This is a genomic window from Arthrobacter sp. TMP15, from assembly GCF_039529835.1.
Classification (GTDB): Bacteria; Actinomycetota; Actinomycetes; order Actinomycetales; family Micrococcaceae; genus Specibacter.
This window is the reverse complement of record NZ_CP154262.1, coordinates 2,019,492-2,044,206: the sequence shown is the minus strand read 5'-3', so window position 1 is coordinate 2,044,206 and position 24,715 is coordinate 2,019,492. Positions and strand designations below refer to the sequence as shown.

Annotated in this window: 21 protein-coding genes; 14 read left to right on the top strand and 7 right to left on the bottom strand. The window is 56.8% G+C overall.

The features are described 5' to 3' along the window. Positions 1-36: 36 nt before the first annotated feature. From thrS to AAFM46_RS09000, 5 genes are all read left to right on the top strand, one after another. Positions 37-2,043 (top strand): threonine--tRNA ligase, encoded by a 2,007-nt coding sequence (gene thrS / locus AAFM46_RS09020; RefSeq protein WP_343317467.1) that lies wholly within the window; start codon positions 37-39, stop codon positions 2,041-2,043. 32 nt (positions 2,044-2,075) lie between these two features. Further along, complete coding sequence (locus tag AAFM46_RS09015) at positions 2,076-2,684, top strand: HIT domain-containing protein (protein ID WP_343317466.1); 609 nt, start codon at positions 2,076-2,078, stop codon at positions 2,682-2,684. Continuing rightward, entirely contained in the window at positions 2,677-3,315 is a 639-nt protein-coding gene (pgsA, locus tag AAFM46_RS09010; RefSeq protein WP_283527361.1) for a phosphatidylinositol phosphate synthase, read from the top strand. The genes AAFM46_RS09015 and pgsA overlap by 8 nt, the downstream gene beginning before the upstream one ends. 103 nt (positions 3,316-3,418) lie before the next feature. Further along, positions 3,419-4,321 (top strand): pyridoxal 5'-phosphate synthase lyase subunit PdxS, encoded by a 903-nt coding sequence (pdxS, locus tag AAFM46_RS09005; RefSeq protein ID WP_283527358.1) that lies wholly within the window; start codon positions 3,419-3,421, stop codon positions 4,319-4,321. A 157-nt stretch (positions 4,322-4,478) separates the two neighbouring features. Next, complete coding sequence (locus AAFM46_RS09000) at positions 4,479-5,390, top strand: dihydrodipicolinate synthase family protein (protein ID WP_283527356.1); 912 nt, start codon at positions 4,479-4,481, stop codon at positions 5,388-5,390. A gap of 66 nt (positions 5,391-5,456) precedes the next feature. Here the strand turns inward: AAFM46_RS09000 and AAFM46_RS08995 are convergent, their stop codons facing one another. The 3 genes from AAFM46_RS08995 to asnB all read right to left on the bottom strand — a co-directional run bounded on the left by AAFM46_RS08995 (position 5,457) and on the right by asnB (position 10,967). Continuing rightward, positions 5,457-6,134, bottom strand: coding sequence for a GNAT family N-acetyltransferase (locus tag AAFM46_RS08995; protein ID WP_343317465.1), 678 nt, complete (start codon positions 6,132-6,134; stop codon positions 5,457-5,459). Positions 6,135-6,138: 4 nt separating this feature from the next. Continuing rightward, positions 6,139-8,187, bottom strand: a complete 2,049-nt coding sequence (locus AAFM46_RS08990) for a M3 family metallopeptidase (protein ID WP_343317464.1) — start codon at positions 8,185-8,187, stop codon at positions 6,139-6,141. 95 nt (positions 8,188-8,282) lie between these two features. Further along, the gene (gene asnB, locus AAFM46_RS08985) at positions 8,283-10,967 is read right to left on the bottom strand and encodes an asparagine synthase (glutamine-hydrolyzing) (protein WP_343317463.1); all 2,685 of its coding nucleotides are present in this window, start codon (positions 10,965-10,967) and stop codon (positions 8,283-8,285) included. A gap of 134 nt (positions 10,968-11,101) precedes the next feature. Between asnB and pdxT the strand changes: the two genes are divergently transcribed. From pdxT to AAFM46_RS08940, 9 genes are all read left to right on the top strand, one after another. After that, positions 11,102-11,788: a pyridoxal 5'-phosphate synthase glutaminase subunit PdxT gene (pdxT, locus tag AAFM46_RS08980; RefSeq protein ID WP_343317462.1), complete on the top strand. Its 687-nt coding sequence runs from the start codon at positions 11,102-11,104 to the stop codon at positions 11,786-11,788. Between the two features lie 2 nt (positions 11,789-11,790). Further along, the gene (locus AAFM46_RS08975) at positions 11,791-12,555 is read left to right on the top strand and encodes a YebC/PmpR family DNA-binding transcriptional regulator (RefSeq protein WP_283527349.1); all 765 of its coding nucleotides are present in this window, start codon (positions 11,791-11,793) and stop codon (positions 12,553-12,555) included. Further along, the gene (gene ruvC / locus AAFM46_RS08970) at positions 12,518-13,189 is read left to right on the top strand and encodes a crossover junction endodeoxyribonuclease RuvC (RefSeq protein WP_283527348.1); all 672 of its coding nucleotides are present in this window, start codon (positions 12,518-12,520) and stop codon (positions 13,187-13,189) included. Before AAFM46_RS08975 ends, ruvC begins: the two co-directional genes overlap by 38 nt. A 75-nt stretch (positions 13,190-13,264) precedes the next feature. Beyond that, positions 13,265-13,894, top strand: coding sequence for a Holliday junction branch migration protein RuvA (gene ruvA, locus AAFM46_RS08965; protein ID WP_283527345.1), 630 nt, complete (start codon positions 13,265-13,267; stop codon positions 13,892-13,894). 3 nt (positions 13,895-13,897) lie between these two features. Next, positions 13,898-15,028, top strand: a complete 1,131-nt coding sequence (ruvB, locus tag AAFM46_RS08960; RefSeq protein ID WP_283527342.1) for a Holliday junction branch migration DNA helicase RuvB — start codon at positions 13,898-13,900, stop codon at positions 15,026-15,028. 281 nt (positions 15,029-15,309) lie between these two features. Next, the gene (gene yajC / locus AAFM46_RS08955) at positions 15,310-15,750 is read left to right on the top strand and encodes a preprotein translocase subunit YajC (RefSeq protein WP_343317461.1); all 441 of its coding nucleotides are present in this window, start codon (positions 15,310-15,312) and stop codon (positions 15,748-15,750) included. A gap of 139 nt (positions 15,751-15,889) precedes the next feature. Further along, positions 15,890-17,659, top strand: coding sequence for a protein translocase subunit SecD (gene secD / locus AAFM46_RS08950; protein WP_343317460.1), 1,770 nt, complete (start codon positions 15,890-15,892; stop codon positions 17,657-17,659). Beyond that, entirely contained in the window at positions 17,659-18,654 is a 996-nt protein-coding gene (gene secF / locus AAFM46_RS08945) for a protein translocase subunit SecF (protein ID WP_343317459.1), read from the top strand. Before secD ends, secF begins: the two co-directional genes overlap by 1 nt. 201 nt (positions 18,655-18,855) lie before the next feature. Next, a complete protein-coding gene (locus AAFM46_RS08940) occupies positions 18,856-21,222 on the top strand; it encodes a bifunctional (p)ppGpp synthetase/guanosine-3',5'-bis(diphosphate) 3'-pyrophosphohydrolase (RefSeq protein ID WP_343317458.1) in 2,367 nt (788 codons plus the stop codon). 3 nt (positions 21,223-21,225) lie between these two features. Here AAFM46_RS08940 and AAFM46_RS08935 read toward each other — a convergent pair whose 3' ends face one another. The 4 genes from AAFM46_RS08935 to AAFM46_RS08920 all read right to left on the bottom strand — a co-directional run bounded on the left by AAFM46_RS08935 (position 21,226) and on the right by AAFM46_RS08920 (position 24,655). Continuing rightward, a complete protein-coding gene (locus tag AAFM46_RS08935; RefSeq protein WP_343317457.1) occupies positions 21,226-21,975 on the bottom strand; it encodes a hypothetical protein in 750 nt (249 codons plus the stop codon). Between the two features lie 3 nt (positions 21,976-21,978). Continuing rightward, complete coding sequence (locus AAFM46_RS08930; RefSeq protein WP_343317455.1) at positions 21,979-22,176, bottom strand: hypothetical protein; 198 nt, start codon at positions 22,174-22,176, stop codon at positions 21,979-21,981. A 183-nt stretch (positions 22,177-22,359) separates the two neighbouring features. Beyond that, complete coding sequence (locus tag AAFM46_RS08925) at positions 22,360-22,947, bottom strand: hypothetical protein (RefSeq protein WP_343317454.1); 588 nt, start codon at positions 22,945-22,947, stop codon at positions 22,360-22,362. 94 nt (positions 22,948-23,041) lie between these two features. Further along, positions 23,042-24,655, bottom strand: a complete 1,614-nt coding sequence (locus tag AAFM46_RS08920; protein WP_343317453.1) for a DUF349 domain-containing protein — start codon at positions 24,653-24,655, stop codon at positions 23,042-23,044. Between the last annotated feature and the right edge of the window lie 60 nt (positions 24,656-24,715).

The following is a 24,715-nucleotide window of genomic DNA, read 5'->3' as shown; positions in this document are numbered from 1 at the left end:
ACATGGAGTCACACCGGAGCAATCAAGGAGTCAAGCGTGCCAGTGGAAACAGAAATCACCATCAATGTCGAGGGCGTTACGACTTCGGTGGCCACCGGCACCACAGGCGCTGAACTGTTCTTTGAACGCCGCGAAGTCGTTGTCATGCGTGTTGGTGGGGTTTTAAAGGACCTCTCGGCAGTACTTGAGGCTGATGCGAGCGTTGAAGGCGTCACTATTGACTCCGCAGATGGCTTGGATGTCCTACGGCACTCGACCGCCCACGTCATGGCCCAGGCAGTACAGGCGTTGCGTCCCGATGCGAAGCTTGGAATTGGCCCGTACATCACCGACGGGTTCTACTTTGATTTTGATGTTGCCGAGCCCTTCACTCCTGAGGACCTGAAAACGCTTGAGAAGATGATGCTCAGGATAGTGAATCAAAACCAAAAGTTTGCTCGCCGCGTCGTTTCCGAGGATGAGGCGCGTCAGGCTATGGCCAACGAGCCTTATAAGCTTGAGCTTTTGGGCAAGAAGAACGACGGCGACACCGCCGAGGGCGTCAATGTTGAGGTTGGTGCCGGTGAGATCACGATTTATGAGAACATCGATCGCAAGAGTGGGGACATGGTGTGGTGCGATCTATGTCGCGGCCCACATCTGCAGAACACCAAGTTGATTTCCAACGCTTTCGCGCTGACCCGCACCTCCGCAGCCTACTGGTTGGGTAACCAAAACAACCAGCAGTTGCAGCGCATCTACGGCACAGCTTGGCCCACCAAGGAAGCCTTGAAGGCCTACCAGGAGCGTATCGCCGAAGCTGAGCGCCGCGACCATCGCAAGCTCGGTGTTGAACTGGACTTGTTTTCCTTCCCGGATGAGCTGGGCTCAGGTCTGCCGGTCTTCCACCCCAAGGGTGGGATCATCCGCAAGGAAATGGAAGACTACTCGCGTAAACGCCACGTTGAGGCCGGTTACGACTTTGTGTACACCCCACACATCACCAAGGCCAACCTTTACGAAGTCTCCGGCCACCTTGACTGGTACAAGGACGGGATGTTCCCGCCCATGCATGTGGATGCCGAGCTCAACGAGGACGGCACGGTGCGCAAGCCCGGCCAGGATTACTACCTCAAACCCATGAACTGCCCCATGCACAACCTGATCTTCCGCTCCCGTGGACGCTCATACCGTGAACTGCCGCTGCGGCTCTTTGAATTTGGTTCTGTATACCGCTACGAAAAGTCCGGTGTGGTACACGGTCTCACCCGTGTTCGTGGCATGACACAAGATGATGCGCACATCTACTGCACCAAGGAGCAGATGAAGGATGAACTCACCGAGACCTTGAATTTTGTTCTTTCACTGCTGAAGGACTACGGCCTGGATGACTTCTATCTGGAGCTCTCCACTAAAGATCCAGAAAAGTTTGTTGGAGATGACGTTATTTGGGAAGAAGCCACCCAAACACTAGAAGAAGTGGCTCAGGCATCGGGATTGGAGCTGGTTGCCGATCCCGGAGGGGCAGCTTTCTACGGCCCCAAGATCTCCGTGCAGGCCAAGGATGCCTTGGGCCGCACCTGGCAAATGTCAACCATTCAGCTTGATTTCAACCTGCCTGAGCGCTTCGAACTTGAATACCAGGCAGCAGACGGGACGCGTCAGCGGCCCGTTATGATTCACCGTGCCCTCTTCGGTTCAGTGGAGCGTTTCATGGGAGTTCTGACGGAGCATTACGCCGGCGCGTTCCCGGCCTGGCTTTCCCCCGTACAGGTTGTTGCCATCCCAGTTGCGGAGGCTTTCAATGACTACATGTACTGCGTCGTTGCCAAACTCAAGGCAGAGGGTATCCGCGCTGAAGTGGATATCTCAAGCGACAGGTTCCCGAAGAAGATCAGAACAGCGAGCAAGGATAAGATCCCGTTTGTCCTCATTGCAGGCGGGGACGACGTTGACGCTAACGCTGTCTCGTTCCGCTTCCGTGACGGTAGCCAGGACAATGCCGTGCCCGTCGATGAAGCGGTGCAACGCATCGTTGAAGCCGTCCGAAACCGGACAGCGTAAGCCCAACAAGCAGCGGAATAAGGAAGTACAGCGTGAGTGAGCAAGGTGCGGTGTCCAACGCCGTAGAGGATGACTTTGAACTCCCAGGAGTTCCTGATGCCTTTCAGCGGCTTTGGACCCCGCACCGGCTCGCCTACGTAAAAAAAGGTGAGCAGGTCACCAGTTCCCACGATTGTCCCTTCTGTGCGGCCCCCGGACGCGAAGATGAGGAGTCTTTGATTGTCCACCGTGGCAAGCTCGCCTACGTGGTGTTGAACCTTTTCCCATACAACCCGGGACATCTGCTGGTGTGTCCTTACCGGCACATCCCGGACTTCACCGATTTGACCGTGGCTGAGACAGCCGAATTTGCCGCGTTGGCCCAACAGGGAATGCGGGTGCTGCGGGCCGTGTCCAACCCCTCAGGTTTCAACTTGGGCATGAACCAGGGGGTTACCGGCGGAGCTGGTATTGCTGCCCATCTGCACCAGCACATCGTCCCGCGCTGGGGAGGGGACGGAAACTTCCTACCCATTATTGCTGGCACCAAGGCCATTACACAGACATTGGGCGAGGTCCGGGAACAGGTCGCGGCGGCGTGGGAGAACACGCCACACACACCGACCGACGCATCAACTGGTGCTAAGGAAAGCAATGCTTAATAAATACGCGCGTGCGCTCTTTGCTGCCATTTTTACTCCGGTTGCGGCCCTTCTAGTCCGTCTGAAGGTTTCACCTGACGCAGTCACCATTGTTGGCACGCTGGGTGTAGCAGCGGGGGCGCTGATCGGTTACCCGCTAGGTGAGCTGTTTTGGGGGACAGTTGTCATCACAGTCTTTGTCTTCTCCGACATAGTGGACGGGCTCATGGCGCGGATGCTGGGCCGCTCCGGTAAATGGGGGGCGTTCCTTGACTCCACACTTGATCGGGTGGGTGACGGAGCCGTTTTTGCTGGCATCGTCATCTGGTTTTACACAGGCGGAAGCAATCACTTCATCGCCGCCATGGCACTGACCTGCCTGGTCCTGGGATCCATCGTCTCCTACGCGAAGGCACGAGCCGAAGGCCTCGGCATGAGCGCCAACGTTGGTATCGCAGAACGCTCTGATCGACTTGTTGTAGTACTTGTGGCGACCGGGCTGGTAGGTCTGGGGATCCCTGAGGCCGTGCTCGCCGTCGTACTTGTCCTGCTGGCCATCGCAAGCCTTGTCACGGTGTTCCAACGGATCGGAACTGTGCGGCGCCAAGCATTTGCGGCGAGTGTGCACGTTGGACCCCCAGAGGGGCAGTAACACTCGTTTCAAATGATGCACACCCCCGGAATATACTGAGGCCACCCGTGCTGCGGATCACGTTCACGGGCCCAATTAGTCGTTCCTTTCCAGAGGGGTTTTTGTGTCTACACCCGATGTAACACCGGTGACCGGCAGCAACCGAGTCAAGCGCGGCATGGCGGACATGCTCAAGGGCGGCGTCATCATGGACGTCGTTAACGTTGAACAGGCCAAGATCGCAGAAGATGCCGGCGCGGTCGCCGTCATGGCGCTGGAGCGCGTCCCTGCTGACATTCGTGCCCAGGGCGGAGTCTCACGCGCCAGCGATCCGGACATGATTGACGCCATTATTGCCGCTGTCTCCATTCCCGTCATGGCCAAGGCCCGGATAGGCCACTTCGTGGAGGCTCAGGTTCTCGAGTCCTTGGGTGTTGACTACGTGGACGAGTCCGAGGTCCTGACCCCGGCTGACTACGAGCACCACATCGACAAGTGGAACTTCAAGGTGCCTTTTGTTTGTGGCGCAACCAACCTCGGTGAGGCCCTGCGCCGCATCAATGAAGGTGCTGCAATGATCCGCTCCAAGGGTGAAGCAGGCACTGGAGACGTCTCCAACGCCACCGGGCACATGCGCAAGATCCGCGCCCAGATCGCAAAGCTGGCCGCCCTGCCAGAAGATGAGTTGTACGTGGCTGCCAAGGAATTGGCCGCACCGTATGAGCTGGTCAAGGAAATCGCAGCCACCGGCAAACTCCCGGTCGTGCTCTTTACCGCCGGTGGTATTGCTACCCCGGCTGACGCCGCCATGATGATGCAGCTGGGAGCCGACGGCGTGTTTGTTGGTTCGGGAATCTTCAAGTCAGGCAACCCGGCCCAACGCGCCGCAGCCGTGGTCAAGGCCACCACGTTCTTCGATGACCCTGCTGTCATCGCCGATGTCTCCCGCGGCTTGGGTGAGGCGATGGTGGGGATCAACGTAGCTGATATCCCCGCACCGCACCGCCTCGCCGAGCGCGGCTGGTAAACCCAACTAAAGAAAGGCGGCACCTGACTCACACCTCCAAGTGAGTCCGGTGCCGCTCTCTTTCCGACGCTCGCTCACTCCACGTCGTCATTTTTCCCACGCTCGCTCACTCCACGTCGTGTTTTTTCCTACGCTCGCTCACTTAAGATTGCCTTCCATGACTCAGTTGTTCTCAGGGCTTCTGGCCTACCCCATCACACCATTGATGCCCGACGCCGAAATTGACTTTGCTGCCTTGACCCACCAGGTCCGAAACGCGGCCCAGGCAGGAGTAAACGGGGTGACTGTCCTTGCGACTTCCGGAGCGGGTGTGAGCTTTGACCGGGGAGAGCGGCATGATGTAACAGCCGCTGCCGTTGATGCCACAGCCAGTATGAGCCAACCGAATTCGGCTACCGTTCCCGTTTATGTGGCCATCAGTGCTGCATCCACTCGTGAAGTGGTTCACCTGGCTCGAGATGCTCAGAGTGCAGGGGCGCAAGGTTTACTGCTGGCACCCTTTTCCTACTTGCCGCTCTCCGATCTGGAAGTCAGGTCACTGTTCGAAACAGTTTCTGACGCCACCAATCTCCCCTTGTGCTTCTATAACAAACCGGTTCAGACACAATACGATGTATCGCCGGAAATGCTGGCTGAATTGGCTGCCTCTGCCAATCTTCTGGGAGTCAAGGAAACCATGCGTCGGCCCAATGTGGCAGAGCGTGTTTCAGCGTTCCGTGATGCTGTGGGGTCTGATTTCTCTATAGGATTAAGCGCCGACGTGCAGCTCTTGTCCTTGTTGCCGCAAGTCGATGCATGGCATACGGGGTTAGCGGCGCTACTGCCCGATGACTATGCAGAGGTGTGGAGGAGTGCCAGGGCTGGTACGTTGCAAGGAATCCCTTTGAAACGTCTCCTGATCATTGCCCAAGCTGTTTCCGAGAGTAAGGCGCCGTTGGGGGCACTGCACGCGCTGGCAAATATTCTGGGACTCGAGACACCGCAGCCCAGAGGCCCCTTTGCCTCAGCAAGCCAATCGGATGTGGCAGCTTTGGGACGTGCCGTGGAATCAGTTAATGGTTCTAAATAGCCGGCACTAGCAGTGAGCGAGCGTGCCCGAAAACACGACGTGGAGTGAGCGAGCGTCGGGGCGGGGCTAGCGAGGTGGATGGAACCACCAGGTTTGTCCTTTGCCGATGAGCTCAAAACCATGCTGACGGTACAGTCGTTGGCCATCCGGGGTGGCGTTGAGCAGCAAGTGCTCAGCACCTGCATTGAAGGCCGCCTCTGAAAGCGCATTCAGCAAGGATGTGCCGATTCCGCTGCGGCGATGCTCAGGGGCTACCTCCATGTCAAAAATTCCGGCCAGGTGTTTGCCGTCCTGTTCAGGTGGCAGGAAGGCATAGGATCGTCCGGCCCACTCTTCCTTGATGCGGGCCGTTGCAAGCCACACCTGGTCATCCACCACGGCTGTCAGTCCGATGCGCTCTTCAAGGGCATCACTGGCTTTGGAAACGCTCTCGAGATCAAGGGCCCGAGTCATCCACCATGGTTTCCAGCCGGGATCGAATCCGTACTCAGGCAGGAGACCTTCCCGGACTGAGGCGTTTAGCCAGATCCCAACAGATGAGGCTCCTCGGCGTTCAGCTTCGCTCAGGGCAGGTTTCAGCCCCGCGGCAGTGATCTCGGTAGGGAACATGCAGAGCATTTCCCGAGTCTCAGGTAGCCATACCCAATCCATCTTGTGGGTGGAGAATGCCCTACCCCCTGTTGCCTGGGCCAAGGCTTGGAACCATGCATGCTGTGTGCGTTGGCAGTCTGCTAACGTCACCATGCGCTTAGACCAGTCCCCGACGGGCGAGCAGGGGCAGGGTATTGGCGTCTCGGCCAGCAAAGTCGTGGAAGGCTCTCAGGGGGTCAACGGAAAAACCACGGCACAGCAGGGTGTTGCGGAAGTGCTCTCCATTGGATCGTGTCAGCCCGCCATTGGCCTTAAACCACGCCACTGTGTCTGCGTCGAGCACCTCGGACCAGATATATGAGTAGTATCCGGCAGCATAACCACCGGCGAAAATGTGACTGAAGTAGCCCGTCCTGTAGCGCGGCGGCAGAGCCGGAATATCGAGTCCCACAGCGGCAAGTGCCGTCGTCTCAAAAGCTGGCGGGTCGCTGACAACCGAGCCTGGAGCTAGCTCGTGCCACGCCAGATCAAGTAACGCAGCGCCTAAATATTCTGCGGTGGCAAAGCCTTGTCCCCACAGTGCAGCATCGGTCAATTTTTTGGCCGTGCCAGCGGGTAGGGGCTCCCCGGTGAGATGATGCGTGGCATAGTTCTCAAGTACCTCTGGCCACAAGATCCACATCTCATTGACCTGAGAGGGGTATTCCACAAAATCTCGCGGTACATTTGTGCCCGAAAAAGTGGGGTAGGTAACGTCGGAGAAAAGTCCGTGCAGGGCATGACCAAATTCATGGAAGCACGTCACCACTTCATCAAAAGTCAGCAGCGTGGGTTCACCGAAAGGCGGCTTCGGGATGTTTAGGTTGTTAACCACGACGGCGGTGGTTCCCTCAAGAGCCGATTGCTCGACTAAGGAATTCATCCAGGCACCGCCGCGTTTGGTGTCCCGGGTGTAATAGTCGCCAAGAAATAGCCCCAGCGCGGAACCGTCAGCGTTGAATACTTCCCACACGCGCACATCGGGGTGGTAACCAGCCAAATCTGTTCGCTCGGTAAAAGAAACTCCGTACAGGCGAGTTGCAGCATAGAACACGCCTTTGCGCAGCACGGATTCAAGTTCAAACCACGGGCGCAGAGCTGCCAGATCAACGCCGTATTCATCCCGACGAATTTGCTCAGCATAAAACGCCGTGTCCCATGCTTCAAGGTCGTGGCCGGCAACCTCGCGCAGTCTCTTCGCCTCGGACGCCGCATTATGGGCAGCAGCCGCGGTGATGGGGGAGAGCATCTCATGGACAGCCTCCAATGAGGGTGCCGTCTGGGACTCGATGGCGCGTTCAGCCTCGGAAGCAAAGCCAAGGAGTTCCGCTCTCTCGGCGCGCAACGCCGCCATTGTCGCGGCTAGCTCCAGCACCACAGTGGCGCCGTCGGACTCGTTGTCAGAGTCCGCAGTGGCGCCGCCGCGCCCAACAGAAGCAAGATGCAGTCTGCGCCTGGTGTCTCTGTTGGTGAGTACCTTCAAGGCTGGCTGGGCGGTGGGCAGAATCAAGGTGAGCAAGTATCCACCAGAGTGCCCGGCTGTAATGGCTGCCGCAGCCGCCGTCGCAAGGTCATCCGCACTGAGCCCATCCAGCTCGGTCGGATCCTGTACATGGATAGCAGCCTCGTTACCTGCCTGCATGACCAGTTGAGAAAACTCTGTGCTGAGAGAAGCCAGCTGCCCGTTGAGCTCACGCAGGCGGTCCTGATCAGCAGCAGTCAGGGCTACGCCAGCGAGCGTGAAAGACTTCTGCCATTCGGAGAGGAGCCGAGCGGACTCAGCGTCCAGCCCATCGGCGGGCACGTCAAGGAACCGCCCGTAAAGGGCGCCATTGAGTAGCACCGAGTCGTCATGGGCGGAAACCCGCGGACCAATATGCGTCTCCAGTTCCTGTATGACTGGGGTGGCATTGGCCCCTGCCATGTTGAAAAACGCATTAGCAACACGCGTCAGAATCGCGCCGCTGCGCTCCATCGCCGCAACGGTGTTGGCAAACGAGGCGGGCTCTGGATTCTCTGTGATGGCGTGAACTTCCGCCAACTGCTGCGCAAACCCCGCTTCGAAGCCGGCCACATAGTCTTCGGGCCCGATGGCAGCAAAATTAGGTAACTGGTGGGGGAGTTCACTCGGTGCCAGAAACGGGTTGGTTGAGTTCTCAACGGTCATTCTTTGACTCTTTCATGGTTTAACGTAAGGACGACGGCGAAACGAGAGTTTCGCCGTCGTCCTTGGTTTGCTTCGTTGCCCGACCTGCGGAGGGACTACTTTTGGGTGAACACCAGAGACATCGGAGTGGTCTCGGTGGTCTGTCCCTGTGGGTTGTCACGGAAGATGTCCTCAAGGACTGCCGTGGTCAGGGCGGTGTCATGGCCCAAGGCAACAACTCCCAGATCGTTGGCGTCCATGATGGCTGTTCCCGCAAAGGTTGCTGCGAACTCTGCCGGAACGCTTGCCCGCACCAAGGCGCTCAAGCGGGCTGCTACGCCGTCGGGGTCGATAGGGGCGTACTTTACCGAGTGGGTTGAGGTGCCAACCTGGTATCCGGCGGCACCATCGATGGCGTTGATATTGTGGCCCACCACTTCGTAAAATACCCCGGATTTTCCTTGGATTTTACCGATGACGCTGCGGGCGGAGGCGTACATAATGCGCGGCAAACCCACCTCATCGATGGCAAGCTGCATTGACCATGGACTGGCTAATCCAATGCCGCCCGGGTTGCGCGTTACGAACTTACTGAAAAAGCGTGCAGCATTGCTGACCTTGATGTCCCAGACAGGAATGGAGCGGCCCTGGGTCATGGCAACAATCTTTTCAGAGACAAACAAGTACCACGGTGTGTCAGCAGTGGCCGTGCCATGGTCCCCGCCAGCTGTGGGCAGGCCATCAAAAAAGCGTTTCACATACGTCATGGCCGTGGGATCAAAGTCGGTTTCTTTGTAGAAAACCTCTGTGCGCAGCGGGTAACGTCGGAAAGTTCCGGCACCGCCTGGCACGCTGATGTTTAATTGCTTGTCCGCGTTGGGAATGTAATCGCTCTTACCCTCAATGCCGGCCTTGATTTCAGGCTCGTCAAAGAACTCGCGCAACCACAACTCAGTGTTGATCAAACGCCAGAACACCATGGTGGAACCTGAGCTCTTGCCGCTGAGGAGTTCCTCGAACGCGTAAATAACCGCGTCCTGGTTCCAGTACGGGCGGGCACCAAAGGAGCTGGAAAGGAAGATCTCATAGATCTTCTCTTTCATGTGTGAAAACCATTCAGCTTCAGGAGTGGTGAAACCAATTTTGTTGCGACGGTTGCTGATCATTTCCGGGAGCAAGTCTCGTGTAGCATCGCGCAAGATCCGCTTGTTCCAACCGCCTTTGATGATTGACTCATCGTCAAGGCTGAACAGGAACTTCACCACTTCTTTGTCCAAGAACGGCACGCGGCCCTCCAAGGAAAATCGCATGGTGTTCTTGTCTTCATAACGCAGCACAGCAGGCAATGACTTGTGGAACAGGTCATCGATGAGGCGCAGCTTCAAGTTATCGGCGATGTTGGCGAACTTTTCGGCCTTGTATTTTGCCGTGAACTTCTTATCCAGCAGGGCAGAAATGCCCACTTCTTTCTTGAAGGTGAGCTTGCCTTGAATCCGGAAACGAGCGAGCCGGAACAGGATATCTGAACTCGCCACAAGCTCCTTGGCAAGTTTCGCGTTCTGGCCGTTCTTTTTGAGCTGGCGCAAGTAGGCGAAGTAATAGGGGATGTATCCGGCCATCATCTCATCGGCGCCCTGACCATCAAGCAGCACTGAGACATGCTTGGAGGCCTCGCGCATGACCTGATACTGGGCATAAGGACCCGAGGAGATGACAGGCTCCTCCATGGTCCGCACAAAATCTTCCAGATCTTCAACAAACTCACTTGGCTGCGGCAAAATCTTGTGGCTGATGACATTGCCCTCGCACCGGGCGAGGACGGCATCTGCGTATTTCTCTTCATCATTGATGGAGTTTGGGAACACAGCCGAAAATGTTTGCTGCTTGGCGCCCAAAGAATCAGTTGCGGCAGCATTTTCCTGCATGAGCTTGTTGATAGTTGCCACGACGGCGGATGAGTCCAGGCCCCCTGACAAGGCGGTGCCTACGGGGACTTCCGACTGCAGACGCAGGCGCACACCTTCGGTGAAACGGTCCCGGTACTCGTCAATGACAGCCTGTGAGTACGGGGTTTCAATCTTGGCGAGCTCCGCGAGTTCTTCTTTGAACCGAGTGTAAGAACTGATGCGCACGGTCCCGGCTACTCCAGCCTCGGAATCTACGGTGTTGACCACCAGTTTCTCCCCTGGCATCAGCTTCTGCACGCCGGCAAAGAACGTGGCTGGCTCGTCGTCGTGGATTCTAAACTGCAGGTAGCGGAACAAAATGCGCTCATCAACACTGCGTTCAAGCTTGTTGGTGGCCAACAAGGGCTTGATTTCTGAGCCAAAGAGCAGAGTGGGAGCCTCGGCAGTACCTGCCGTGGCGTAGTACAGAGGTTTGATGCCGAAGTGATCGCGGGCTAGCACCAGACGGTTGTTTTTGAGGTCATGAATGGCGAAACCAAACATTCCGTTAAATTTATCGAAGGCCGCGTCCCCCCACTGCTCGTAGGATTGCAACACAACTTCGGTGTCCGATTGGGTGCTGAAAACTCGTCCTAGGGCTTCTAGCTCGGCTCGCAGGTCGAGGTAGTTGTACACCTCGCCGTTGTAGACCAGAACTGTCTGCCCGTCCGCGCTGTACATTGGCTCCTGGCCGTGGGCCACATCAATGATGGAAAGACGGCGATGGGCCAGTCCTACGTTGCCGTGCGTGTACACACCCTCACCATCGGGGCCGCGGTGCACCATGCACGCATTCATCTGCTGTAACAGGGATAGATCTTCCCCATAACCGTAGTAACCAGCGATTCCGCACATACTCTAAGTTCCTCGTCTCTGTAGTACGTCAGTCCTGCGGACAATGCTACTTGCTTGCAGAGCTACGCGGTCCATCCGCTCCGGCGCGTAGACGAAGTTCCCTGTGTGAGATGAGGCCCATCTATGATGAAACGGTGACTTTTAAAACCACTTCCGCCACCTCGTCCGGACCAACTATTGGCATTTTGGCATTGCAAGGCGACGTCAGAGAGCATGCGAATGCGCTGATGGATTGCGGTGCAAAGGCAGTGGGGGTGCGCCGTCCGAGTGAACTGGCCGGGGTTGACGGGCTGGTGATCCCGGGTGGGGAGTCAACCACGATCGATAAACTCAGCCGCATTTTTGGTATGCGCGAGCCGCTGATTGACCGTATTGCAGCAGGAATGCCCGTTTACGGCAGCTGCGCGGGCATGATCCTGCTTGCAGATGAAATCGCCGATCCCGCGACCGACGGGTCCGGGAATCCGCAATGTACCTTCGGTGGCCTGGACATTACAGTGCGCCGCAACGCCTTTGGCCGGCAGGTGGATTCCTTTGAAACTGAGCTTGAGTTCCACGGTCTAACCCAGCCGGGGGAGCCCGAAATTCCTCTACATGCTGTGTTCATCCGGGCACCCTGGGTCGAGCGTGTGGGGCCCAACGTGGAAGTGCTGGCCACTGTGAAACCGCCCCGAGCTGCACTAAACGATAGGATTGATTTAGAAGTTCGTGCAGTCGCCGTTCGTACCAGGCATTTGCTGGCCACCTCCTTCCACCCGGAAGTGACAGGGGAGCGCCGCATCCATGAACTGTTTATTCGGATGATTAAAGGAGAAGCGTAACTATGTCAGGCCACTCCAAATGGGCAACGACCAAGCACAAAAAGGCCATTCTTGATAGCCGCCGAGCAAAGTCGTTTGCCAAGCTCATCAAGACCATTGAAGTTGCTGCACGTGGTGGTGGAGCTGACTTGGTGGGCAACCCTGCCCTTGAACTCGCCGTCACGAAAGCCAAAAAGACGTCAGTTCCGGCAGATAACATCGAACGCGCCATCAAACGCGGTTCCGGCCAGCTCGGTGACGCAGTTGACTACCAGACCATCATGTATGAAGGTTACGGTCCGCAAGGTTCGGCCATCCTGATTGAATGTCTCACCGATAATAAGAATCGTGCAGCTTCCGAGGTCCGCCTCGCGGTGGGCCGCAACGGAGGCAACATGGGTGACCCCGGATCCGTTGCCTACATGTTTACTCGCAAGGGCATTGTTGGTTTGCAGAAGAATGACCTGACCGAAGATGACTTGCTCATGGCCGTGCTGGATGCAGGCGCAGAAGAGGTCAAGGATCATGGGGAGAGCTTTGAAGTTATCTCCGATCCGCAGGATCTGCCATCCGTCCGTGAAGCTCTAACAGCCGCTGGCATCGAATACGAAAGTGACGAAGCGGGTTTCGTTCCCTCCATGCAGGTGGAACTTGATGTGGAGAACGCGCGCAAATTTATGAAACTCTACGACGCGCTGGAAGACCTGGATGACGTCCAAAATATCTACTCAAATGCAGACATGAGCGCCGATGTCCTGGCCGCTCTGGAAGAAGACAAAGAAGACTAAGAAGTTTCAGAATCTCGTAGAAGATAAAAAGGAAAAGGACCCAAAACTGCGTGTTTTAGGTGTTGACCCGGGTCTAACCCGGTGTGGGCTCGGCGTGGTTGACGTGGCCCCCAACCGCACGGCCACCTTGGTGGGGGTTGGGGTGGTGGGGAGTTCACATGAGCTTTCCCTTGACGCCCGGCTACTGGTGATCGCGGATGCGGTTGATCAGTGGCTGGACGCGTTTAAGCCTGATGTTTTGGCGATAGAGCGTGTGTTTGCCCAAACCAACCTCAGTACGGTGATGGGCGTGGCCCAAGTGTCAGGGGTGGTGATGGTGGCCGCCGCGCGCCGTGGGATTCCCGTGGCCATGCACACTCCCTCCGAGGTCAAGGCGGCTGTCACCGGCAATGGGCGGGCCGATAAGGAACACGTCACGGCTATGGTTACCCGGTTGTTAAGACTGGATGAGCCGCCCCGCCCCGCCGACGCAGCCGATGCGCTGGCCCTTGCTATTGCCCATGCCTGGCGCAGCGGTGGCTCTTTTTCTACAAACTCCCAAAGTTCGACGGCGGCGCAACAGCTTTGGCGTGAGGCTGAAAGTAAGGCAAGAGTTAAGAAAAACAAGGAAAAACCGGGCTCCACCTGGCACTAGGTGTTAGTACGTATGTTCTATATGCTTGTTAGTGTGTAGCCACCAGTCAGTTTGGTTTTGTCAGGAGAAGTTCTAATGATCAGTTTTGTCCGTGGGCCTGTGGCCGCACTTTCCTTGGCTCAGGCCGTCATTGATGTCAACGGGGTGGGCATGCTGGTGCACGCAACACCAAAGACTCTCGGCGGCTTGCGGCTGGGGGATGAGGTGCGCCTCACCACTGCCATGATTATTCGTGAAGATTCAATGACCCTGTATGGGTTCGCGGATGAACAAGAGCGTGAAGTGTTTGAGGTGCTGCTCTCAGTGAGCGGAATTGGTCCCCGGTTGGCATTGGCTATTTTGTCGGTGCTGGAGCCTGAGAGCATCAGAATCGGCGTGGACACAGGAGACGGCAAAGTGTTTACAAAGGTTCCGGGTGTGGGGCCCAAGGTTGCTGGCCGGATAGTCCTTGAGCTCAAAGGAAAACTCAAACCCACAGGTGCCCCGATTGCTTCGGCGCCTGCGGCCGCGCTTGAGTGGAAAGACCAGGTCGTAGCAGCCATGACAAGTCTTGGCTGGAATGAGAAGGATGCTTTGAAGGCTATTGACGCCGCTCTGGCGGCAGAACCTGAGCTGGCCGAGGGCGCCAACGTGCCCGCTGTTTTGCGTGCCACACTACGTTGGCTGGGCCAAGATAACACCAGGGCGAAGAACGGTGCGCGGTAGACGATGGCTGGTGTAGAAGAACCAACACCGTTGCTGCCTGGGCAGATCAGCATCGGTAACGGCGGCGCCCCCGCCGGACCAAGTGCTGCACGCGAACTGGCCGCGCCTCTTGTGGAACCGGCAGAACGCGAACTCGAAGCAGCGCTGCGGCCCAAAAATCTTGATGACTTTGTTGGCCAGGAGCGGGTGCGTAAGCAGCTTGCGCTAGTGTTGGCAGCATCAAAGATCCGGGGCCGTAGCGCCGACCACGTGTTGATGTCCGGCCCCCCAGGGTTGGGCAAAACTACTCTGGCCATGATTGTGGCTGCGGAAATGAACGCACCCCTTCGAATCAGTTCCGGACCGGCCATCCAGCATGCTGGTGACCTTGCCGCCATTTTGTCTTCGTTGTCTGAAGGCGAGGTACTCTTCCTCGATGAGATCCACCGGATGTCCCGCCCGGCTGAGGAAATGCTTTATATGGCCATGGAGGACTTCCGGGTTGACATCATTGTGGGAAAAGGAGCCGGGGCCACAGCTATTCCGCTGGAATTGCCATCGTTTACCCTCGTGGGTGCCACAACGCGCGCAGGCTTGTTGCCCGGGCCGCTGCGTGACCGTTTTGGGTTTACCGGGCATCTGGAATTCTATTCGGTGGCTGAGCTGGAGCTTGTCCTGCGCCGTTCTGCCGGCATGATGGATCTAAAACTAACTAGTGCTGGTTTTTCGGAGATTGCTGGCCGGTCCCGGGGAACTCCTCGCATCGCAAACCGGCTCCTGCGCCGAGTACGTGATTGGGCGCTGGTGCACGGGGTTGAAACGATTGATGCACGCACAGCATCGGCGGCCCTTGACATGTATGAGGTTGATGTAAAAGGCCTCGACCGTTTGGATAGATCGGTGCTGGAGGCGTTGGTGAAGAAATTCAATGGCGGACCTGTGGGACTCTCCACACTTGCCATTGCGGTCGGGGAGGAACCTGAAACTGTTGAAACGGTTGCCGAGCCGTTCCTGGTACGCGAGGGATTGTTGGGCCGGACTCCGCGGGGACGCATTGCCCTTCCAGCCGCGTGGGAGCACCTTGGGCTAAAGATGCCCGGAAACGCCGTAGCAGCAGCCATGCTCCCCTACGAGGAGGAACAGCTGGAGACTTAGTCAGCGCAACGCCCGATGCGTGCGTGGACGTTCAGCTCTGTCCAGCGGGCTCGGACGGACACACAGATAGTGCAGAGGTAAGGGCGTTAAAAAATTTAGTTCTCAAGAGAGAACAGCACACGACAAGCAGCTGTATTTGGGGAATCTTTTACAACGATGTGTGCATTTGAGTGCAGATTCTGACTCGACGTTCAGCTTTACCCCCTAGACTGTTATGACGTCGGGCACGTTCGCTCCGTGCCGGGCCTCCACCACTTACTTAGACGAATGGAATCCCAGCTGTGTCTTTTAGCAGTATATTGGCCAACGACCCCGCCCCGCAGGCGGGTTTCCTGAGCCCCATGAACCTTCTTTTGTTCGCCATGTTTGGCCTGCTCATCTTCATGATGGTCCGCAAACAAAAAAAGACCAAAGCAGCAGCGCAGGAGCAGCGTTCCAAGCTGGCACCCGGCGTTGAGATGATGACTAACTTTGGCCTCTTCGGCAAGGTTCTTGCCATTGATGAGGAAGAAAACAAAATTCTGTTGGAAATCTCCCCCGGCACCACAGCAACTGTGCACCGTCAGACGGTTGCCAAGATCATCACTGCCGCGGATGAAGAAACCATTGTCCCTGATGATGCATCTTCACTGACACTAAACCTGGATAAGGCGTCAGAGTCAGTAGAGTCCGTAGAGGACTCGATCGAACGCCTGAAGAACGAAAACAACAAAGACAACTAACCATTTCCGGGTTGGCAGCTGCTGGGCCTGTGAAGTTTCTGGGCACAGCAGCATTGTCATGTTCATAACTGCGCGGCGCGTTGCCGCACTCTTTGACTAATAGCTTGACCAATAGCTTGACCAATAGAAGGATCCCTTGATGGCACGAACTGGTCCCACGTCAACAGCTCGCAGAACTCTTCTGTGGCTTGCGGCGATCATCATCGCATGCACCCTGGCAGTAGGCGGCGGCGTTCTAGCCGGCGCAGCCACGTGGGCACCAAAACTTGGGCTTGATCTCGAGGGTGGTACCCAGATGATTCTGGCGCCCAAGGTTGAAGGTGCCGGTAACATCACCTCCGAGCAGTTGGATCAGGCCGTGTCCATCATCCGTCAGCGTGTTGACGGTTCAGGTGTCTCAGAAGCAGAGATTTCAACCGAGGGTGGACGCAACGTTGTTGTGAGCCTGCCGGGCAAGCCCACGGACCAGGAACGCGAACTCATCAAGGCATCCGCCAACATGAACTTCCGCCCGGTCATTGCGGCAACGCAGGCTCCCAGCGGAGCTGTTCCAGAGGCTGAGCGAACCCCAGAAGACAAGCTTCCTGTTCCCACGGCGGCTCCGGTGAATTCCAGCGACACTAACTGGGTTGATGCCGCGTTGATGAAAAAGTTTGAGGCCACCAGCTGTATCCCTCCGCTGACTGAACGGCCCACCACATCCGATCCGGATAAGCCTCTTGTGAGCTGTGAGCCCGATTCCGGTGTCAAATACATCCTGGGCCCTGTTGAGGTCCCCGGAAAGTGGATCAAAACTGCTTCCTATGGTCTTCAGGCTGGTGCCCAAGGCGCCACAACCAATGAGTGGTCTGTGCAGCTGACATTGCAGAAGCCTGACGGTGCGAAGGCTTTCAAAGACGTTACCCAGCGCTTGAATGCCAAGTACCAGGCAAACCCCAATGATCCGCAGGCCCGTTTCGCCATTGTTCTTGACGACAGTGTTATTTCGGCGCCGTCCTCTATGGCTGTCATCACTGACGGGCAGTCTTCGATCACAGGCCAGTTCACGGAAGACAGCGCCAAGTCACTCTCAGATAAACTGAAGTTTGGTTCGCTGCCGATCAGCTTCGAAATTCAAAGCGAAATACAGATCTCCGCAACACTGGGACTGCAGCAGCTTGAAATGGGCATGTTGGCAGGCTTGATTGGTCTTGGCCTGGTTGTTATTTACTCGCTGTTCCAGTACCGCGCCTTGGGCTTTGTGACCATTCTTTCCCTGGTTATTGCGGGTCTAATCACCTACCTGGCCATCATCTTGTTGGGCTGGGCTGAGAACTACCGGCTTTCATTGGCCGGTGTGGCGGGCATTATCGTGGCCATCGGCCAAACAGCTGATTCATTCATCGTTTACTTTGAACGGGTCAGAGATGAACTACGCGATGGACGAGGCCTGGTTGCCGCCGTTGAAAACGGTTGGGCGCGAGCCAAGCGGACAATTCTGGCATCCAAGGCAGTGAACATTTTGGCTTCCTTGGTCTTGTACTTTGTCTCTGTTGGCAGCGTTAAGGGTTTCGCCTTCACGCTCGGTTTGACTGCAGTTGCCGACCTCATTGTTGTCTTCATGTTCACTCACCCGGCTTTGCAGTTACTTGCACGCACCAAGTTCTTTGGTGAGGGGCACGCCTTCTCGGGTCTTGACCCCGTCCAGTTGGGTGCTGTGCCGCTGTACCGCGGTGCCGGCCGTTTCCGTACCCCCGAAGAGAGCCAAGAGGTTCACAAGGGCAAGAACGCCCGCGCTGCCGGTGAAGCTGAACGCCGACAAACCATTGCCGAGCGTCGCCTAGCTGCCAAGGAAACTCAATTGGTCGGCAGTAGAGGCGCAGGGACTGCAAAGTCCGAGTCACGTGACGACTCCGAGGAGAAGAAGTAATGAAGAGTTTCGCCACTTTCGGCAACGAACTGTACACCGGAGAACGGTCCTACGAGTTCGTTGGAAAACGTAAAATTTGGTTTGGTATTGCCGGCATCGCGGTACTGCTTTCAATCCTCTTCCCGCTGTTTGGGGGAGGGTACAACTTCGGAATTGAGTTCCGAGGTGGTTCACAGTTCACTATTTCCCAAGTGGCCCATACTGATGTGCTTATTGGTGAAGAGGCGGTTGCTAAAGCTGAACCCGGAACTGTTGCCGTTGTCACAAACATTGCAAGTGACACCATGCAGGTTCAGACGGACAGGCTCAGCGATGATGCGACGTTGAAGGTCAAGGATGCGTTGAAGGCTGCCTACGGGGTTACCGAGGACCACATCACGTCAACCTTTGTGGGCCCCACCTGGGGACAAGACGTTTCGCGTCAGGCCATCATCGGATTCTTTGTGTTCGTGCTGCTTGCCACTGTCTTGATGGCGTTGTATTTCAGGACCTGGCGCATGTCCATTGCAGCCATTGTTGGTTTGCTCGTGGTCATGGTGGTGACGGCGGGAGTCTACGGTGCCTCCAACTTTGAGGTCACGCCGTCGGCCATTATTGGATTCCTAACGATTTTGAGCTACTCCCTCTATGACACAGTGGTGGTGTTCGATAAGATCCGAGAGAACACTGTGGACATCACCAAATCTACTCGGCGAACCTTCGCCCAGGAGGTGAATCTGGCTGTCAACCAGACTCTTGTCCGCTCCATTAATACGACGATGGTTGCTGTGCTTCCGGTGGGCTCCATTTTGTTCATTGGTGCCCTCCTACTCGGTGCCGGAACCTTGCGGGACTTGTCCCTGGCGCTGTTTATTGGCATTATCGTCAGCACTTTCTCCACCATTTTCGTAGCAGCCCCTATGTACTCATGGCTGCGTGAGCATGAGCCCGAGCTGGTCAAACAAGCTAAAAAGGTTCAGCAGCGAGAGGCAACTGAAACGGCCGTCGCGCTCTAGCACATAGACACCCGTTGGGCGCAGGTCACTGAACCTTCCACCGGATGAGTCTGCGAACCAAACTGCAGGGGTGAAACCCGAAGTTCGAAACCAGGAGGCGTCGGATGCTCAGCATCCGGCGCCTCCTACTTTGGTCAATTCCACTTGCCAAGCACCTTAGACTGGATTAATGCCCCGGAGTTGGGGGCGCATGGTCAGCAAATGCGTGAGGGAGGTAATGCGTTGAACGAAGAATCGCCCTCGCATGAGATTTTGACCGATAGCAGCAGGAAGAGTGCATCGGGCACTCCAGAGCGTCCGCTGGCCGGTGAACCCAAGCCCACGTTCCCAGGACGTCGTGAACGGACAAGGTCTCGCCTTGCCCGGCTTACAGGATGGTCGAACGAGAGCTATTCCCCTATTCTGGAACCGTTACTTCGCATAGTGCGTGCCAGGAATCCCAAAGAAGACTTTGACCTGATTCAGCGAGCTTTCACTGTTGCTGAGCAATACCATGAGGGCCAGAAGCGCAAGAGTGGGGACCCCTACATCACCCACCCTGTGGCCGTGGCCACCATCCTCGCCGAAATGGGGATGACCGGGAGCACTCTAGCCGCGGCACTGCTGCACGATACCGTGGAAGATACCTCTTACACGCTAGTTGAATTGGAACGCGATTTCGGGCCCGAGATCACGATGCTTGTTGATGGTGTAACTAAGCTGGACAAGGTCGAGTTTGGCGACGCTGCACAGGCCGAAACAGTGCGAAAAATGGTCATTGCCATGGCCAAGGACATTCGTGTGTTGGTCATTAAACTTGCCGACAGGCTGCACAACGCTCGTACTTGGCGGTTTGTTTCGGCAGCATCCTCAGGCAAGAAGGCCCGTGAAACCCTAGATATCTTCGCGCCTTTGGCCCATCGATTAGGTATGAACGCCATGAAGTGGGAGCTTGAAGAGCTTTCCTTCGCAGCACTTTATCCCAAAGTGTATGAAGAAATTGTCAGGATGGTTCAAGACCGTTCACCTGAACGTGAGAAGCAACTGAGCATTATTCGGCGTGAGATCGTTGAAATGTTGCGTGTCTCAAAACTCAAAGCGGATGTCACGGGCCGGCCCAAGCATTACTATTCGATCTACCAAAAAATGGTGGTTCGAAACAAAGACTTTGATGACATCAATGACCTCATAGGTGTCCGCATACTAGTTGACTCCGTGGGCGATTGCTATGCTGCGCTGGGACAAATTCACGCGTTGTGGAGTCCCTTGGTTGGACGGTTCAAAGACTATATTGCGTTGCCTAAGTTCAATATGTACCAGTCACTGCACACAACGGTTGTTGGCCCAGGTGGCAAATTAGTTGAGATTCAAATTCGTACCCTTGAAATGCATCAGCGTGCAGAGTACGGTGTTGCAGCTCACTGGAAGTATAAGACCGGAAACAAGGCCCCAGTAAGTGTCCAGGAGGACATGAATTGGTTGCGCACCCTTGTCGACTGGCAGCAGGAGACCAGTGACCCCAATGAGTTTCTAGAGTCGCTGCGTTATGAAATGAACACCAAGGAAGTGTACGTCTACACTCCCAAGGGACAAGTTATAGCCCTTCCTGAGGGGTCAACCCCGGTAGACTTCGCTTATTCCGTGCACACGGAGGTGGGTAATAGAACTATCGGTGCACGAGTCAACGGTAAATTGGTGCCTCTGAACAGTGAGTTGGCGCACGGTGACACGGTTGAGATCTTCACGAATAAAGCGGAAGGTGCCGGGCCCAGCCAGGACTGGCAGAAGTTTGTTAAGAGTGCACGTGCCCGCAATAAGATCCGGCAGTGGTTCACGAAGGAACGCCGTGATGAGTCCATCGAAAAGGGCAAGGATCTCCTGACTAAGGCAATGCGCAAGCAAAACCTTCCGCTGCAAAAAATGATGACCCATGATGCTTTGATGGCTGTCACGGAGCACTTCCACTACACCGATATTGCTGGACTCTATGCCGGAGTAGGGGATGGGCACTCCTCCGCCCAGTCAGTGGTTGAACGCCTTCGTGACCTCCTAGGGGTCAATGAGGATATCGAAGAGGTGCTGGCGCCTCTTGAGACCCGTGTACCGGCAGCCCGTTCACGGGTGTCAGATTCCGGTGTCATTGTTGATGGCATCGATGACATGCTGGTTAAACTTGCCAGATGCTGTACCCCGGTACCGCCTGACCCCATTTCCGGTTACGTCACCAAGGGCTCGGGAATTTCCGTGCATCGCCAGGATTGCCCTAACCTGCTGAACCTGAAAAAAGAGCCTGACAAACTCATAGACGTTAATTGGGCGCCTACCCAGTCGGGCGTCTTCCTGGTAGAGATTCAGGTAGAGGCTTTTGATCGGAAGAATTTACTTTCGGATGTGACACGAGTTCTTGCTGAAAGTCACGTCAATATTCTAGCGGCCAGCATGAATACCTCGCGTGACCGGGTGGCCTTGTCCAAGTTTGCTTTTGAAATGGGTGACCCAAAGTATCTTGACCACGTGCTGAACTCTGTGCGCCGCATCGACGGGGTTTTTGACGTCTACAGATCAACGGGTTCACACAGACGCGCCTAGCCATCATCTACCGACGCGGGTAGGCCCATTCTGGCAAGCATGCCGTGAAGGGCTGCCCCGTCCACTGGCATGCCCCACATGTCCCGAAGCTGGCCCGTTGAAAATTCCAACAGCTCGATGGCGGCACCACCGCCCGTCGCCACCTGCCATCGAGTGCCCCGGTGCGCGGTGCTCAACGATGAAGTGCGCTATCGCCTCGGCGACGGCGGTGTTGGGCAGCGCATCCAGGCGGTAAGGGGAATCGACCTTCCTTCGGGCCCCGGGCCCGACTGTCAATGCTAGCTTGGCCGAAAGTTTCCGGTTGTCCGCGTTACCCGGCGCCAGCGGCCAGTACGTTTCCTGCCATGCGAGGCACGCGTGCCCCCCTTTGCCCAGATAAGCAATCATGTCCCTACGGGCATCTTCCGGCGACGGGCGGGTTTCCACTGCCTGCACCACGGCCAACGGCGTGCGCAACGGTTGCATGAGCAAAAGTGCGGCCGGGGTTGCCCGGCCGTTGGAGGCAACGAGTGAGAACTGTAACAGGGTCTTGGAAGGGCCATCTGGTTTTCCCATGGGGGCCCGCACCGTGTAGTTGCGCCACATCAGGTCGGCGGCTTCCGCATCTAGCAACGGACCCTCCGAGCAGGCTAGTGAGTGACCACGCCGCGCTGCCGTCCAGGCTGGCAGCTGTGCCGGGCTACCGTCGTCGTTGATGATGGGTGAGATGCCCTCAACCTGGCGGATCCAGCGGGGGCGCAGGACAGCGGGCATCCATCAGTAGCTGAAAATGAGGCCCACGACAAAGACAATGACTCCGGTCCCGGCCAGGGCCGTGAGCAGCAACTGCCACCAAGTTCCTTCGGTAGTTGGCTGCGCATCGAAGCCATCGGCGATCAGACTCACCAGGCAGGTTGCCGCAAAAAACAGCAGTCCCACCCCCATATACGTCATGGCAGGACCCGGGTACGCCATCAACCTATTCCACGGCCGCCATTGGCCGCGATAGCTTCGAAGCCCCCACGGCAGGGCGGTTGCCCCGGCCAGGAGCAACACGAAGAAGAAGCCAAACAAAGTAGCCAGGTCTGTGGTGTCTATTGTGCCTGTGGTGTCGATGGTGTCTGTACCTTCGTCGGGGTGTTCTTGCTGTCGGTGGAATCATGGGGACTGGTCCTCGATCATACTCGCCAGCAGCGCCTCGCCGCGGCATTTCCCCGGCACGTGCATTGCCTCTGCCAGCCCTTGACGGATCCTGCCCAGTGGGCAGTGCATTGCCGGGTGACAACTGATGGCTGCTAAGACGGCTCTAGCCAGAGGCGCGGGAGCACTCCGTGCCACATCTAGAGCCGTACGTAGCGGGCTTGTTATAAGCACCCCTCCCATTCTGAGCACATCAAACCTATCTAAATACACTTGGCGGAGGTTGCACCCGCTGAACAGCGGGAGCGAGGCGCTATTGCCGTCATTGTCCAGCAGAAGCGATATGACCTGTGGCACGGGGGCACAGCCGTAAACCCAGGCGGCGGAGAGTTGTCCTAGGGCGGCCCGGTATGACAGAGCTGCCGGGACATGGTGCGCCAGGGCTTGGGCCCGCAGCCCAGGTGTTTCTTCCGTGTCGGATCTGCGAAAAGCGTGACCTGTGACTTGAACGAGAACGCCGTCAAGTTTCATTGCATGGAGTTCAGCAAGTATGAAAGGGACACCTGGCACAAGCAATGCGCTGGCAGCGTTTGGGGTTTCGTTCATGAGTCCACACTGCACCTCGGCTGCGAGAAGGAAAAGGCCCCTGGGCCGGGTTGTGGACAACCCGGCCCAGGGGCCTGATGAAACAGTTAAACCTCTATGAGAAGTCTGCTGCTGCCTTCTGAATTTGCTCCAGCCACAGTTCACGGGCTTCGAGTGCCTCAGTTGCTTTAGCGACCTTCCTGGCGTCCCCGGCCTTCTGGGCTTTCTCGAGATCTTCGCGCAAGCCTGCAATGGTCGCTTCAAGTTGACTCAAGGCGCTGCTGGTGCGGGCTTTCGCTTCCGGATCACTGCGGCGCCAGTTGTCTTCATCGGCAGCCCGAACAGCATCCTCGACCTTGCGCATTCCCGCCTCAACACGCTGCATGTCATCGCGTGGAACTTTACCGGCGACTTCCCAGCGGTCGCGGATGTTCTGCAGTGACTTCTTGGCGGTATTGAGATCCTTGATGGGAAGCAGTGCTTGTGCTTCGAGGATCAACGCTTCCTTGACAACAAGGTTGGCGCCGAATTCTTCATCGAGAGCGTTATTAGCGCCCTGTCGAGCGGCAAAGAACTTATCTTGGGCCCCGCGGAAACGGGCCCACAGGGCGTCGTCATCTTTGCGGCTGGCGCGAGGGGAACTCTTCCACTGGTCCATTAGGCGACGGTACTCGCCAGCGGCGAAGCCCCAATCGGTCGATGAGGATAGCTGCTCGGCAGCTTCGATCAAGGCTTCCTTGGCAGTCTTTGCCGCAGCATTGTTGTTATCCAGCTGCGAGAAGTAAGCACGACGATGACGATCAAACACTGTGCGGGCGCTACGGAATCGCTTCCACAATCCCTCTTCTGTTGCTCGGCCAAGTCGCATGCCTGACTTTTGAGCCTGCTTCCAGGACTCAAAGAGCTCGTTCATACGGGCGCTGCTGACCTTCCACTGAATGGCCGCAGGGTCTTCGCCAGCAATGCCTTCGGCTTCGGCGACGATTGCTTCGCGGGCAGCCAGTTCTACTGCGCGGGCTGCGTCGTGAGTGGCGCGTTCGGCACCGGCAAGGGCTTTGATGCTGGCCTCGAGAGTGACAAGTCGGGTCAAAGCGGCGTTGACGTCTCCCACGGCAGTGCGTTCCCCGAGTTGCTCGCGCAGGTGTCCTACTGTCTTGTGCATATCCGTTGTGGCTGCTTTGGCCTCAACACGCTGTTCCAGCAAAGTTATCTGGGCAAGAATGTCATCAAATTTGCGGGCAAAGTAGGCCAACGCCTCATCTTTGCTGGCGCCTGGATATTGCCCCACGGGAAATTCTTCGCCATCGAGGAGCAGAAAAACGTGTCCGTCTTCCTCCGCCCGACCAAATTTGGCGGCCTCAACGAGGTCCACTACGGGCACGGCGGCGGCAGGAGCACCCGGTGCAGGTGCTTGAGCTGTGGCAGCCACCTTGGGCCGGGCGGCAAAAGCTGCCGGGGAAGGTGACGGCGCCGGTACCCGCGGTTTTGCTGGTGCAGCCGGTTTTGCCGGCGCAGGGGAATCAGTGGCCGGGGAATCTGTGGCAGGAGAGTCTGTGGCAGCGGAGTCAGCTGCTACTGAGGATTCTGCAGGCTCAGCACCTTTCGCAGGCACGGCCTCCTGGAGAGGAGCCGCAGACGGGTCTTCCTGAGCAGGTAAACCAGGCTCTGTTGTGGAGTCATGCCCTGTGGCCGAGGCAAGTGTTTCGTCGGATTCTTGACTGTGTGTCACCGCTAAAAATCTTTCGCTTGTTGGAAACTGGCAGATGGTGCATGGGCACGGCCGGGACCT